The sequence below is a fragment of the Flagellimonas rhodophyticola genome (assembly GCF_049332665.1).
Taxonomy (GTDB): Bacteria; Bacteroidota; Bacteroidia; order Flavobacteriales; family Flavobacteriaceae; genus Flagellimonas.
Genome location: NZ_CP186326.1, coordinates 361,340 through 374,941, shown reverse-complemented (window position 1 = coordinate 374,941; position 13,602 = coordinate 361,340). Strand labels below are relative to the sequence as shown.

The following is a 13,602-nucleotide window of genomic DNA, read 5'->3' as shown; positions in this document are numbered from 1 at the left end:
TAGTAGCTTTACCCGCTTGTAAAGATTTGAACGTGCAAAGAACCGTTTGTATAATCGATGATGATATGGTATCGCAGTTTGCTACGCGATACTGTATACAGCAATACGAGGAAGAATTCAACATTCTAACCTGCGCCAGTGGTGAAGAGGGTATATCTACATGCCTTAGTCTGGTAGAAAACCAAAAGGACCTCCCAGATATCATTTTCCTGGACTTGGTAATGGATGGAATGGACGGCTGGGCCTTTTTGGAAAACCTACAAAACCTGTTTAAAGAGCATGAGCTACCTAAAGTCTACGTACTTTCTGCTTTTTCAAACGCCAAGGACCGTACCATTGCCAAAGAACACAAATTGGTTTCTGGGCATATCGATAAACCCCTTTCCAGAAATCGTTTGGAAATCATTTTTGCCAAATAGTTTTTAAAAAAACATATTTTTGCTTTCCATTTTCTAGAATGGCCCCGTAGTTCAATGGATAGAATAGAAGTTTCCTAAACTTTAGATGCAAGTTCGATTCTTGCCGGGGCTACTTTTTAACATTTGAAGGGACTTCAACTATATTAAAATTAATTGATTCTAAGTCATTTAAGATTTTACGAACTCAAATGACATCATTGGAAACCAATGATTGCAGTTCACAAATTTTCAACATTTTCTATCCTATTTTGCATATACTCCAAAAGAACTTAACTTTTCACATGGCCAGACATACTTTTGCTATCACTGTTACTTTGACCAATCGTGTACTCATCCAAACAATTTCCAAAATATTGAATCTTTCCATACTGACTACCAACTAGATTTCTGCGAAGGTTATTGAGAGGAAGGTCTGTTCGATTTGCAAATACATAGTTTAAGACTTGGAAAAACAATTGAATTCAAAATGTGAAAGCACTACATATTATGAGCCCCAAAAAACGTTGATTTTATCGTCCCCTTAGTATATAGGATATCATGGTACCTGTTATCGTTTTACTAGGCTAAAGTTTTAATCGAAATATAATAAAGGGAATTAAAACCGCTTCATTCGATTAATATCCGTTTCTTTACTAAACCTTGCAGACTATCACGAAAATTGAGCCAGTCTTGAAATAAAAAAGAGAGCCCTCTCCATCACCACAAAGGGCCCGGTCCAAGCTATTTTTTGAAAGTTTCAACATTCATAACCAAATGCCGTAAAGGCTGGCGTTGTACTGCTTTTGCTCTACTTTTTACCAGAAAAGTGCTTTTATGTGTTCATAGGTCCTGTGTATGAACAACTGTTTTTTAATTGAACGAAATAAAAATTGATAGATATGCTTATAACAAAAATAGCTCCTGGCGAGAATATTGAAAGAGCCCTGAAAAGGTATAAAAGAAAGTTTAAGAAAACACAACGTTTGAAACGAATTAAAGATATTGGAGAGTTCAAGAAAAAATCCAAACTACATAGGGATAAAGTGGCTAGAGCGGTCTATCGAGAAAAGTTTTTGAGATTAGCGGAGGATTGATGCTATGGACAAGGACCTAAACCTTGCTGTCTTGATAGATGGTGATAATATTCCCTCGAAATATGTAAAAGAGATGTTGGAGGAGATTGCTAAATATGGCAAGCCTGGCATTAAAAGAATCTATGGAGATTGGACAAAACCCAGCTTAGGAAAATGGAAAGATGTGCTGTTGAAATATGCAATCACCCCTATACAACAGTATGGGTATACCACTGGAAAAAATGCCACGGATAGCGCAATGATAATAGATGCCATGGATATTCTCTATTCAGGAAAGGTAAATGGATTTACCTTGGTTTCCAGTGATAGTGACTTTACAAGACTTGCCATACGCTTAAGGGAAGCAGGGATGACAGTTTTCGGTATTGGGGAGAGAAAAACCCCAAATCCTTTTATTGTTGCCTGTGACAAATTCATATATCTTGAAATCTTGCAAAAAACTGAAGTTGGGGCTTCTCCAGTATCATCAAAAGATGAAAAGAACAAGGTTGATAGAATTACACCAAAGGTCGTTGACCTAATATTGGCCACCATTGCAGATGTTGAGGATGAAGAGGGATGGGCATATCTGGGAGAAGTAGGCGCACTTTTATTAAAGAAACAACCCAATTTTGATCCAAGGAACTATGGTTTTCGAAAGCTTACGCCATTGGTGAAGTCCATTACAAAGATTGAAATTGGACAAAGGAACAATCCAAAAGGCAATGGAAATTTAATTTATGTGAGAAGCTTAGCATGATTAAACACCAAATACGATGAGGCCACTATCAATAGCGAAACAAGTAACCAATAGGGAAGGTGAATCACTTAAAAGATACTTGGTTGATGTAGGCCGTATCCCAATGATTACGGAAGATGAAGAAGTTGAATTGGCAATTCTAATAAGAAAAGGAGATAATGTGGCCCTTGAAAAGTTGGTTAATTCCAATTTGAGATTCGTTATATCTGTCGCCAAACAATATCAAGGCCGGGGTATGAAATTGCTCGATTTAATAAATGAGGGAAATCTCGGATTGATTAGGGCTGCAAAACGATTTGATGAAACGCGGGGGTTTAAATTCATTTCCTATGCCGTTTGGTGGATACGACAAGGCATAATTCAGGCATTGACAGAAACCACAAGAATGGTAAGACTACCATTGAACAAAATAAACGCGATCAATAAGATTACCAAAGCTTCCTCCAATTTTGAACAGACCCATCAACGCCTCCCATATGCTGAAGAAATCTCAGAAATAATTGATGTTTCCCTTGCCGAGGTTCAACTGTGTATGAAACATTCTATGTGGCCCATGTCAATGGATGAAACATTGAATACCGAGGGTAACGACTTTAACCTCTATGATGTTTTAAGTTCTGGCAATGCCAATAACCCAGAAACGGGTCTTATTAACGATTCATTAAGGACAGAATTGGAGGGGTTGCTCGATGTGCTTTCAGATCGTGAGGCTTACGTGATCAAAAAGTATTATGGCATTGGAACCAACAATACAATGAGAATGGAGCAAATAGCCTACCAACTAGACCTTACAACAGAACGGATAAGACAGATCAAAACTAGGGCATTGTCCCGTTTGAGGAAGTCCTCCAAGTGCGATTTCCTTAAGGAATACTTGGAATAGGCGCTATTTCTGAATAGTTGCCTTATCAATTTTTAACCTTCCCATATCTTTTACATGTTGTACCAAGGGTTAAAAAATGACTATGGGTTCATACTGCAAAACACCATTTATTGACTATCTTTAAAATAAACAATTTCAACTTTAATCGCTGATATCCAAGAAGATATCAGAATCCACTAATTAAAGTTGAAAAGCTCTTTTAACTATCCAGGATTTAAGATATAAAAGTTCATTGTTTTTTATGAACACTTGTTTAATGAGCTACCAAACGATTAATCCAAAAAACGTGAAATTATACATTAAATATATGGTTAGTCAACGTTGTAAAATATTGGTAGGGCAAGAACTGCAAAAACTAGACCTGAACTATGCCGTCTTAGATCTTGGAATGGTTGAAATTATGGGGGATATAACCCAAGAAAAACGAATTCTGTTCCGGCAAAACCTTCTTAAATCGGGCCTTGAATTGTTGGACAACACCAAGAGCATCTTAATAGATCGGATAAAGACGGCCATCATCGAAATGATTCATCATACCGATGAAATTCCGAAAACCAATTATTCTGGATATTTGAGCGGAAAACTAGGATATGACTACACCTATTTGTCGAACACATTTTCTGAAGTGAAAGGAATCACCATACAACATTATATCATCAAACATAAAATTGAAAAAGTAAAAGAATTGTTGCTCTATGATGAGCTCAACCTAACCGAAATTGCGTATAAACTTCACTACAGCAGTCCATCCCATTTATCAAATCAATTTAAAAAAGTCACTGGTCTCACACCTTCTTTTTTCAAAAAAATGAAGAGAAAAAGACAGCAAAATTTGGAGAATCTGTGATATATGTAAGGTTTGCAACTATTTATATAGCAAAAACCCCGTGGTTCTGTCGCATCTTTACCTACTGTCATAATTTCAATCAATTAGTATTCAAAACACAGGGAGTAAATGGATTTATTTGAAAAGAACAATTCAATTTATACTATTATCATAAAATTAGAAGATGTCTTTAGATCGGTATTTGATAAAGGAAGTCCGCAAACCGTTGTAGAGAATAAATGGGAAAAAAACTTAAAACCCATTTTAGTCAAAATCAAAAAATAATTAGGGTAATTACCAGAAGATAGCCCACATCCTATTAGAGAAAGAGAATTTGATTTTGTTTGTTGATATGTGCTTTTAAATTATTTGGAAGCCCAAAAAAGAGCAGGAACCAAAAAATACTGCTCTTTTTTACTCAAATAACTGTAGTTGATAATAGGAGCTTCCCGTAACCACCGCTTTTGCATTTCTATTTCCTATCGATTGATGACCAACAAAAAACTAAAGCAATGAGAAAATGTGCTCTATTGTTTGTTCTGCTAGTGGCCATGTTGCTATTGGCCGTTTTATTAAAATAATCAATATCTAATACAAAATATCTACCATGTCAAAAGAAAAAGAAGGAAGAAAGAAATCAGGAAAAACAGCCCCTTCAAGTACCCCAAAAGAGAAGAAAGCTGCCAAAAAGGAAAAACGGGACGCCAAAAATAGGGCTGAGTAGTGGAACATTAACGGCCGACTTGATTATGGAGAGAGGGGAATTTGAAGAATGCAAGAAGTTTAATCTGGTTGATGTATTGCAATATAGTTCCAATGCGATAGTGGTAAAAAACATAGAAATTAATACCAACTGTGTCATACAGGCCTTTGTATTTGATTATGGTAAAGTGCAATCTTATGGGAAATCTCCTTTTATGAGATTTATTCATATCATAGAGGGCAAAGCTGAAGTTGTTATCAATGATAACTCGACTTTCTTGCAAAAGGGAGATTCGATACTCATACCAGGACACTCTACAAGCTCAATTGAAGCGAATCATAAATTCAAAATGATCTGCACCACTATAAAAAGTGAATAAGTCATCTATTTTAAAAATAAAAATCACCTTATAGGAAAGATAAAATGGAGAATAGATTCAAAAAAGGAGATGTCGTCTGTGCCAAAGTAAGGCCTTCAATATCTCTAATTGTAAGATTGTATGCACGCAAAGTTTACTACTGCACCATTCAAAATGACCCTTTGGCAAATGAACTTGTCTATTTTGATAGTGAATTGAGATCTTGTGATGCAATCCCACTAATTCAGAAAACTTAAGACAACGAAATATGAAAGCGGATACATTGGTTTATTGCGAGAATGAATTTGGGAGTGTAGATGGTAAAGTAGCCAATGGACTTATTCGGCAATCGGAAAGGTACACTATTGTAGGAATTATAGATAGTTCCAAGACGGGACAAGATGCAGGCGAACATCTTGATGGTGTAAGCAATGGAATCCCCATTTTCGAAAATATTGAGCATGCTTTGGAAGAATTAAGCACAATTCCTGAATATTTCATCTATGGTATCGCTCCGCTCAATCCATTTTTGAACAAGGAACAAAAGGAAATCATTTTTACCGCTATGAAAAGTGGGATGAACATCGTTAATGGTCTTCCCGAGTTTTTTAACGATAACATTCAATATACCAATGTAGCGCTTAAATATGGTGTAACCATACAAGATGTAAGAAAACCACCAAAACGTGAAAATCTCCATAATTTTTCAGGACGTATTCAAGAGGTAAAGGTTCCGATAATTACGGTAATGGGTACCGACTGTGCAGTGGGCAAAAGAACTACAGCATTGCTATTAGTAGAAGCATTGCGGAATGAAGGTCTGAACGCTGTCTTTGTGACCACTGGTCAAACAGGCTTGCTCCAGGGCTCCAAATACGGAGTGGCCATAGATGTATTAACATCGGGGTTTGCCACTGGAGAAGTTGAAAACGCCATCTTAGATGCTTATGAGCATGAAGAACCAGATATCATTGTTGTGGAAGGCCAGGGAGCTTTAAGCCATCCAGCATTCACTTCTTCAAGTGCCATTCTTCGAGGGGCAATGCCAGATGCGATTATTATACAACACCCTCCCAAACGAAAAAGTTATTGTGACTATCCTAAAATTCCAATGTTGGACTTGGTGGACGAGATTGAAATGATAGAGATATTCTCCAAATCAACGGTCATAGCAATAACCATTAACCATGAAAACATGACCCATGTTGAAGTGAATCACATGATAGGTCGATATGAATCAGAATTTAATTTACCTGTCACAGACGCACTACTACATGGGTGCGATAAACTGATAAAGGAGTTGATCAAAACATTTCCAGAGTTAAAAAGAGAGTCGGTGTTGGTTTGAATCTTCCCAGAATAGATATTGATTTAGGAAAGATTGCCCACAATGTACAACAGCTGAAAATACTATATGGCACTAAGGGAATCAATGTAATAGGGGTTACCAAAGTCATCGGAGGGGATCCAATGATTGCTGATGTTTTAGTCAAAAATGGTATTGAAATTCTTGCAGACTCTAGAATTTCGAATATCATAAAAATGCGCAAAGCTGGTATACGGGCACAATACCTGTTATTAAGAACACCTGCGCTCAGCCAAGTAGAAGAGGTAGTAATTCATGCGCACATAAGTCTAAATTCTGAATTGGCAGTTCTAAAAAAACTTTCGGAATATGCCTTAAGAAACCATATCATACACAAGGTTGTCCTGATGGTAGAACTTGGGGACCTTCGTGAAGGAATCATGCCCTCGAAAATGAATGCATATGTAAAAGAAGTGCTCAACTTAGAAGGTCTGGCATTGATAGGTATTGGAACAAATCTCGCATGCTTTGGCGGAATAAGTCCTGATGCAGACAAAATGAACGAGTTATCTTCGATTGCAATCCGTTTGGAAGAAAAATTCAAAATTACCCTAGCAATGGTGTCCGGCGGAAACTCTGCGAATTACAACTGGTTTACGTCTTCAAAAGACGAGGGCAGAATAAATAGCTTGCGGTTGGGCGAATCTATTTTTTTAGGCAGGGAAGCACTTCGTAGAAAACCGATACCAGGACTTTTTACCGATAGTTTTACTTTAATGGCCGAGGTCATCGAAGCAAAATTAAAACCATCACAACCCTATGGAGAAGTATATCAAAATGCGAACGGCGATATTCCTGGTTTTAAGAATAAAGGCTTGATGAATAGGGCCGTTCTCGCGATTGGAACGCAGGACGTTATTATTTCAGGAATCACTCCAAAGCAAAATATAACTGTGCTGGGCGCTAGTAGTGACCATATGTTAATGGATAATTCCAAAACAAGTTTAAAAGTGGGTGATATTGTAGCGTTCAACTTGAATTATAGTGCATTATTAAGAGCGTTTAACTCTCCGCATATTACAAAAAATAGAATCGGCCTATATGAATGTGCAAGCATACTGTGAAGCGGTCGAAACAAAAGACCTTCAGCATAAACTTTTAGTTCCCGCCATTTGGATTCGAGAAAATCATTCCCCTCTAACGAGTTTGATGAAAACTAGTCTTAATTTAATTCTTGAACCTTCTATTTCGGAAGACTATCAGTACCTCATCAGGGAAGATATCATTAGAAAAGTAGACAGGATCAGTAAACAATTGGATAGGCAAAATAAAATATTGATCATTCGTTCTGCTTGGCGGTCATTTGAACACCAACGTCTTCTTTGGGAGACTAAATTTGCTTCCCTTAAAAAAAAATACCCAGAAAGGTCTGATGAAGATATTAAAAAGATCATCAGCTACTTTATCGCTCCTCCAACAAAGTCAATGCATGCTACAGGTGGAGCTGTGGATGCTTTAATATATGATAAAATTAAAGATTGTGTGATGGATTTTGGGACCAACAAGGGATTGGAGATTGATCTTTCAAAAAAATGTTATCCTTACCATCCAGGTATTAGTCTTGAAGCAAAAAAAAATAGGGCCTTGCTTATAGGTCTGTTTGAAGAAGAAGATTTTGTATGTGATATAAAAGAATATTGGCATTTTGATTATGGTAATGTTGTTTGGGCCATTAAAAAAGAAAAGGAATATGCCATTTATGGACCCGTAAATTAGATGTGTGAACCAAAAGACGTTCGCTCGATAATAATTACTTTATACGATGAAACAAAAAAGAGGGCCAAAGCCCCCCTTTAAATACTACTGGTTCTTAATAAAACCGTATTAGTTTTAAGGCAGTATGCCTCCGGTGATTTTTCCAGCTCTCGTGACGGGTCAATGGCCTGTCAATACTACTATAGTTGTCTTGAGGCCCTTTCTTTGTCTGCTTCATAATTCCTTCTCTATTACTTGCTTGTGATAGGCATAATACACACCTTTATCTACACATCTTATAAGACGCAAAGATAGTCTAAGCGTTACATCAATAAGGTAAGTTTAACACGATACCAACACAGATAGAATGAGTGCTACGAGCTATTTGAACATCTAGAATTTTGACCCAGTTCGCCTACTGAAAACACCCTTCGAAAGCCAATAAATCCCATGTGGCAGTTATCCACTCTTAAAACACCTTGGATAAGCTTAAAACACATTTTAGATTAAGTATAGTCTTTCGCAAGAGGCTAAAGACCCCATACTTTCCTTTCCCTGGAATCATCTTTTTTCTGGGGCGATAAATTCTAAAATTAACATAACCTAGACCAATGGTATCTTATCTCTCTCTGGCGATATGTGATTTATGCAAGATTGACTTTAATTAGTATAAAATGCTCGGGTACAGGACGTCCTATCTTTATGGTTAAACCGAATTACTATGGATAATGACCCTATGGGTGAGATAAAAAACGTATTGAAAAAAGGTCAATGGAGAAGTCTGATTATCATAGCAGTATTGGTAGTATTGCTGTTGTCATTTAGGCCATGGGTTCAAGTTGGTGCAGGTGAGCGAGGAGTTGTCCAGAATTTTGGTGCTGTACAGGATAAAGTGCTGAATGAAGGAATCCATTTTAAAATACCAATAGTACAAACCGTCATTTTAATGGACGTAAAAATTCAAAAGGCGATGACAGATGCTGCCTCTTCATCCTCCGACTTGCAGGATGTGGATTTATCCGTGGCCCTCAATTATCATATCATACCCGATAAGGCAAACTTGGTGTATCAAACCATAGGTGTACAATTCAAGGAACGTATAATTGACCCTGCAATTCAAGAGGTAATGAAAGCGGTATCGGCCAGATATACTGCCGAAGAATTGATTACCAAAAGACCAGCTGTTAGCACCGAAATGCAAGAAGCACTTACTTCAAGGTTGCTCGCTTCGAACATTGCGGTCGATGCTTTTTCGATTATCTCATTTAGCTTTTCCCAAACCTTTACCGATGCGATTGAGGCAAAACAAACTGCAGAACAAAACGCATTGAAGGCAAAAAGAGACCTTGACAGAATAAAGGTAGAAGCGGAACAAACCATTGCAGCCGCGACAGCTGAAGCAGAGGCACTACGGTTACAAAAAATGAATATTTCACCGGACCTTATCGAACTCAGGAAGATAGAAGCAAACCTTAAGGCCATAGAAAAATGGAACGGAATTTTACCGGAGGTAACGGGTGCTGGAGCAATTCCTTTTATTGGAGTAGGTGAAGCAATTAAAAACAAATGATAATAATTTCATGGTATTTTAATACAGAATCCATAATTGGTATGTTTGTTTTAATTCACTTGGTTGTTGGCAGTGTTAGGGGATTTTACAGACACCAAATGATTGAAAGATACCAGTACAATTATTATTCCGATCCTCCAATGAATCTTATGAGCAAACTAGCACACAATTGGCTCAATGGCACTTTCAGTTTAACCACTCTTCTTATTTCAGTTTTCTTGACCATTCTGCAGTTTATACTTTTCAATGTATGAATTGATTACCTCAGAAATGAACCCCCTAGGAATCCACTCTTTATTGGACCGAAAATGCTATCTATAAAGATGAAAGATCACTCTTGAAGGTGTTGCCCTGGTATAAGCTTTTGTAAGCGTATTACGGTGGATGTTTCCTCCGCACCGTCTCCCCAAATCATTACACTTTCAATAAATGAGATGATAAAATTTTCTCCAATGTATTTATCCTCATGTAGTGGATACTTTTCAAGTATAACCGACAGTACCTTGTCGAAAACAACTATTTCTTCCTTACCCAATACTGCTTTGCCACAAAACGAGTATCCATTCTCAACACGACCAAGAAAGACCCCTTCTATTTTTTTTATTTGGCTCGTTTGTTGGGTAAGGGGAATGCCCAATGAAATCAGAGATATAAAAACCAACATTGTTCTTATCATTATCTTAATGTCGTTTAAAAGGTGGTTTAACTGTTGCGAATTAGGTTCAAGAACTCCTTTGTCATCCAGATATCACGTTTATTTTCAAATCTAGATTGTCAGTAATCAATGGTTAGTTTCGCTTACTGATTAAGAAAGTAACAAACAAGACGTAAAATGCCATCCTAAGGATGGCATTTTAAAAATTCTGGAAATACTGGGTCTATTTGACCAATTCCACATTTACCGCGTTCATTCCCTTTTGACCTCTTTCCATAGTGAATTTTACGTTATCGTTCTCACGAATCTCATCAATAAGACCGCTTTGGTGTACAAAGACATCCTCATCTGAATCTGCAGGTTTAATAAAACCAAACCCTTTGGCACTATTGAAAAATTTTACTGTTCCTTCTTTCATTACTTTATATTTATTGTTTACTATTCTATTAAATGTTTGTTTTATAATATTCATTTTATTTAATCTTTTGATATTTAAATTGGGCCTCTACGGTGTTCTAACCTGCTACGTTTTTCCCAATTTGCGCAAAATTCCAATGTGGTCCACAATGGCACCGGCAAATGTTCTCTTTGTGTTATAGGGTATTCCATATTCCATAGCAGTATCAGCAACGATGCCTGATATTTTTTTATAATGGATGTGACAGATATTAGGCAGCAGGTGATGCTCTATCTGATAGTTCAACCCCCCTATCAACCAGGAAAATAACCTGCTGTTAGGCGCAAAATTGGTAGTAGTGGCCAATTGATGTGCAAACCAATCGCCTTCGATTAATCCATCTTCATCAGGTAGTGGAAATTCTGTACTAGGCATAATATGTGCTACCTGAAATACAATACTGATAAGTGACCCTGTAACAAAGTGCATACTAAAAAAGGCAAGAATGATTATCCATGGGGCAATCGGGACCATTAATAGTGGTATAATCAAAGCATAGGAATAATATAGTAACTTCCAACCTATAATTTTGACAAGCTCATTTCTGAACTCATTCTTTTTATTTAAGAACCCCATTTTTCTATAGCGGCCCAATCTTATGAAGTCTTTGGCGGTTACCCAAGAAACTGTGGAAAGTCCATAAAAAAACCATATATATAGGTGTTGAAACCTATGGAGGCCATTTTTTTTTGCGTGTGGGGAAAAACGAAGGAAAAAAGGTGTATTTATATCATCATCCGCCCCATCTATATTGGTATAGGTATGGTGCAATACGTTATGTTGAATTTTCCATACCGTTGCGTTCGCACCTATTAGGTTCATGGTGTAACCTAGATATTTGTTTACTTTTTGATTTTTGGAGTACGAACCATGATTGGCATCGTGCATAATACCCATGCCAATTCCGGCCATACCAATTCCACTGGTTATATATAAGACAAAAAGCAGCCATGGGGCCGAAACAACGCCAATATTTATCAGAATAAGGGGCACAAAGAATACTGCTAGCATTAGAATGGTCTTGCCAATCATGCTCTTGTTCGCATGTTTACTCTTATTGTTTGCTTTAAAATACTGGTTGACCCTGTTTCTCAATGTTTTTGAAAAAGCAGAGTTTGTTCTTTCTGAAAATCTTGGATTTTTGATATTATTGATTTCGTTTTAGGTCCTAATCCACAAACGTAGTTTAGGGATTATGGACAAGCCTGAAAAAGTGTAGCGACAATCAGAATACATTCATTCCAAATACAAGTGAATGTTCAAATCAGTGCCGCCAACCTATGTTTGGCTTTAAAATATTTTTTGCACTATTGCTGAAAAATAGAGAGAGCTGGAAAAGAATATTGAATCTGGGAAGACAAGATTAATCGGAGCTTTCCGAATTTTAACTTGTCAAAGTTAACTGTAATTTGGTCAATATTGCCCAATTATATGTTAAATACTGATATTCAACGTTTTATGGTATAAAATATAGATAATAAACTGAAAAATATAATTGGATGAACATGTGGTCTCTTTTAGTAGTTTCGTTAATTCACCTTTTATGGAACAGTTCAAGTACAAATTTCATCCACTTTAGAAGGTCCCCCAAATCCTTTAGATTGGCTTCAGAATAAAACCAAATAAAAAATCATGTTTGATGACGCTGAAAAGCCTTTTAAAACTGGAAGTCTAGGGAAAAGGTTAGATTCTTACCGAGGCTCCTTTTTAGGGTTTAAACGAAATCAATAATATTAGAAAACAGTGTTCTCATTTTTAATCATTTTAAGCTTTTTATAGATCAAATCTGACCCCCATTTTTTTAAACTCGGTTGGGGTTTTACCCGTTTTGGCTTTGAACAGTGTATTAAATGATGATTTGGAGTTAAAACCCACTTCGTACATAACCTCTAAAATTGTCTCTTTGTCATCCCTTGGTTTTAGCAATCTTTCCGTTGCCATGTTTAATCGATATGAATTTATGAAGTCAACAAAATTCTGGTCAAGTTGTTTGTTTATTATTTGGGATAACTGTTTTGGTGGAATTTGAAGTTGCTCAGCCAAATCACGAAGGGTCAGTCTTGAATTTTGAAAGGGTCTGGCCTTGTTCATATGAGATTTTATGATTTCCACTTTTTCTTCATTGTCCTCTCTGCTGGTTTCATCCGATTCAATGATCATTTCATCTTGCTTGGATATGCCCTGAAAAATAATGGGTTGTTGTATTCCACGGAAAAACATGCCATTGATCAAAACCAAAAGACACAAATTCACAAGTGAAAGTCCTTTGATTATTTCTAGGGCACTATAAAAATGTTGGTATATATCGATCAAGAAAGTAACTGTGAAAACAACAAGAATCCATTGCAACCAGGATAAATTAATCCTTGATACCAGAGATTGGGTTTGTTTTACAATCCGCCTGTATCTTGTTATGGATTTTATTGCCATTACGGTGTAAAAAGTAAGACTTATATACATCAATGACCCACCTTTGCTGCAGAGTCCAAACCCCACCAAGGCGGAGAATTGCATTATCCCTCCAGGAATGAGATGAAGAAATGCTTTAGGCTTTAAGATAAAATCCTTGAATATCAAACTTTGTGTATATGCATAAAGTAGAGGGCCATAAAAAAAGCCAAAAACGCATAAAAATGATTGAAGCCCTTCAAAACCAATCCTCATTCGATATATCAATAAAAAAGTCATTTGAAGGCTCAGTACCAGAAGAAAGCTAGCCAAAAGAATGCTGGAAAGTCTTTTGGATTTATGACTTGAAAATAAAATAATGGAGAACATAAAGCTCTGAAAAGCTATGAACAATAAAGAAAGTTGATCTACATTAAAAACCATGACCCATTCAGAATTTAAGTGGCGAA

Annotated in this window: 14 protein-coding genes and 1 tRNA gene; 11 read left to right on the top strand and 4 right to left on the bottom strand. The window is 36.7% G+C overall.

All coding sequences use genetic code 11. From position 1 onward, the window contains the following. Positions 1 to 32 precede the first annotated feature (32 nt). The 11 genes from ACOKFG_RS01710 (at position 33) to ACOKFG_RS01660 (ending at position 9,632) form a co-directional block, all read left to right on the top strand. Entirely contained in the window at positions 33 to 419 is a 387-nt protein-coding gene (locus ACOKFG_RS01710; protein WP_298792294.1) for a response regulator, read from the top strand. A 40-nt stretch (positions 420 to 459) separates the two neighbouring features. Next, positions 460 to 531: transfer RNA gene (locus ACOKFG_RS01705), tRNA-Arg, on the top strand. Between the two features lie 766 nt (positions 532 to 1,297). Next, positions 1,298 to 1,492 carry a 30S ribosomal protein S21 gene (locus ACOKFG_RS01700; RefSeq protein ID WP_298792292.1) on the top strand — a complete coding sequence of 65 codons (195 nt, stop codon included), beginning with the start codon at positions 1,298 to 1,300 and terminating at the stop codon, positions 1,490 to 1,492. 4 nt (positions 1,493 to 1,496) lie between these two features. After that, positions 1,497 to 2,231 (top strand): NYN domain-containing protein, encoded by a 735-nt coding sequence (locus tag ACOKFG_RS01695; protein WP_299487347.1) that lies wholly within the window; start codon positions 1,497 to 1,499, stop codon positions 2,229 to 2,231. A gap of 16 nt (positions 2,232 to 2,247) precedes the next feature. Further along, positions 2,248 to 3,114: a sigma-70 family RNA polymerase sigma factor gene (locus ACOKFG_RS01690; RefSeq protein WP_298792286.1), complete on the top strand. Its 867-nt coding sequence runs from the start codon at positions 2,248 to 2,250 to the stop codon at positions 3,112 to 3,114. Positions 3,115 to 3,400: 286 nt separating this feature from the next. Further along, on the top strand, positions 3,401 to 3,961 hold the full coding sequence (locus tag ACOKFG_RS01685; RefSeq protein WP_298792285.1) for a helix-turn-helix domain-containing protein: 561 nt from the start codon (positions 3,401 to 3,403) through the stop codon (positions 3,959 to 3,961). Positions 3,962 to 4,689: 728 nt separating this feature from the next. Then, positions 4,690 to 5,022 carry a cupin gene (locus tag ACOKFG_RS01680; RefSeq protein ID WP_298792283.1) on the top strand — a complete coding sequence of 111 codons (333 nt, stop codon included), beginning with the start codon at positions 4,690 to 4,692 and terminating at the stop codon, positions 5,020 to 5,022. A gap of 247 nt (positions 5,023 to 5,269) precedes the next feature. Then, positions 5,270 to 6,349 (top strand): DUF1611 domain-containing protein, encoded by a 1,080-nt coding sequence (locus ACOKFG_RS01675; protein WP_298792280.1) that lies wholly within the window; start codon positions 5,270 to 5,272, stop codon positions 6,347 to 6,349. Further along, the gene (locus tag ACOKFG_RS01670) at positions 6,346 to 7,431 is read left to right on the top strand and encodes an alanine/ornithine racemase family PLP-dependent enzyme (RefSeq protein ID WP_298792278.1); all 1,086 of its coding nucleotides are present in this window, start codon (positions 6,346 to 6,348) and stop codon (positions 7,429 to 7,431) included. Before ACOKFG_RS01675 ends, ACOKFG_RS01670 begins: the two co-directional genes overlap by 4 nt. An 85-nt stretch (positions 7,432 to 7,516) precedes the next feature. After that, positions 7,517 to 8,083 (top strand): D-alanyl-D-alanine carboxypeptidase family protein, encoded by a 567-nt coding sequence (locus ACOKFG_RS01665; protein WP_298792276.1) that lies wholly within the window; start codon positions 7,517 to 7,519, stop codon positions 8,081 to 8,083. A gap of 700 nt (positions 8,084 to 8,783) precedes the next feature. Then, complete coding sequence (locus tag ACOKFG_RS01660; protein ID WP_422861747.1) at positions 8,784 to 9,632, top strand: prohibitin family protein; 849 nt, start codon at positions 8,784 to 8,786, stop codon at positions 9,630 to 9,632. A gap of 331 nt (positions 9,633 to 9,963) precedes the next feature. On the opposite strand, the gene ACOKFG_RS01655 is transcribed toward ACOKFG_RS01660, so the two are convergent. The 4 genes from ACOKFG_RS01655 to ACOKFG_RS01640 all read right to left on the bottom strand — a co-directional run bounded on the left by ACOKFG_RS01655 (position 9,964) and on the right by ACOKFG_RS01640 (position 13,576). Further along, positions 9,964 to 10,308: a hypothetical protein gene (locus ACOKFG_RS01655; protein WP_299170624.1), complete on the bottom strand. Its 345-nt coding sequence runs from the start codon at positions 10,306 to 10,308 to the stop codon at positions 9,964 to 9,966. Between the two features lie 202 nt (positions 10,309 to 10,510). Continuing rightward, complete coding sequence (locus ACOKFG_RS01650) at positions 10,511 to 10,705, bottom strand: cold shock domain-containing protein (protein WP_298793534.1); 195 nt, start codon at positions 10,703 to 10,705, stop codon at positions 10,511 to 10,513. A 105-nt stretch (positions 10,706 to 10,810) separates the two neighbouring features. Continuing rightward, on the bottom strand, positions 10,811 to 11,776 hold the full coding sequence (locus ACOKFG_RS01645; protein ID WP_422861746.1) for a fatty acid desaturase family protein: 966 nt from the start codon (positions 11,774 to 11,776) through the stop codon (positions 10,811 to 10,813). A gap of 741 nt (positions 11,777 to 12,517) precedes the next feature. Next, entirely contained in the window at positions 12,518 to 13,576 is a 1,059-nt protein-coding gene (locus ACOKFG_RS01640) for a helix-turn-helix domain-containing protein (protein ID WP_298792268.1), read from the bottom strand. Between the last annotated feature and the right edge of the window lie 26 nt (positions 13,577 to 13,602).

Bases quoted from the DNA above. Each gene is read 5' to 3' on its own strand.
- ACOKFG_RS01690 (WP_298792286.1), top strand. From the start codon at position 2,248: ATGAGGCCACTATCAATAGCGAAACAAGTAACCAATAGGGAAGGTGAA.
- ACOKFG_RS01645 (WP_422861746.1), bottom strand. From the start codon at position 11,776: ATGATTGGCAAGACCATTCTAATGCTAGCAGTATTCTTTGTGCCCCTT.
- ACOKFG_RS01700 (WP_298792292.1), top strand. From the start codon at position 1,298: ATGCTTATAACAAAAATAGCTCCTGGCGAGAATATTGAAAGAGCCCTG.
- ACOKFG_RS01695 (WP_299487347.1), top strand. From the start codon at position 1,497: ATGGACAAGGACCTAAACCTTGCTGTCTTGATAGATGGTGATAATATT.
- ACOKFG_RS01675 (WP_298792280.1), top strand. From the start codon at position 5,270: ATGAAAGCGGATACATTGGTTTATTGCGAGAATGAATTTGGGAGTGTA.
- ACOKFG_RS01650 (WP_298793534.1), bottom strand. From the start codon at position 10,705: ATGAAAGAAGGAACAGTAAAATTTTTCAATAGTGCCAAAGGGTTTGGT.
- ACOKFG_RS01640 (WP_298792268.1), bottom strand. From the start codon at position 13,576: ATGGTTTTTAATGTAGATCAACTTTCTTTATTGTTCATAGCTTTTCAG.
- ACOKFG_RS01655 (WP_299170624.1), bottom strand. From the start codon at position 10,308: ATGATAAGAACAATGTTGGTTTTTATATCTCTGATTTCATTGGGCATT.
- ACOKFG_RS01660 (WP_422861747.1), top strand. From the start codon at position 8,784: ATGGATAATGACCCTATGGGTGAGATAAAAAACGTATTGAAAAAAGGT.
- ACOKFG_RS01665 (WP_298792276.1), top strand. From the start codon at position 7,517: ATGAAAACTAGTCTTAATTTAATTCTTGAACCTTCTATTTCGGAAGAC.
- ACOKFG_RS01680 (WP_298792283.1), top strand. From the start codon at position 4,690: ATGGAGAGAGGGGAATTTGAAGAATGCAAGAAGTTTAATCTGGTTGAT.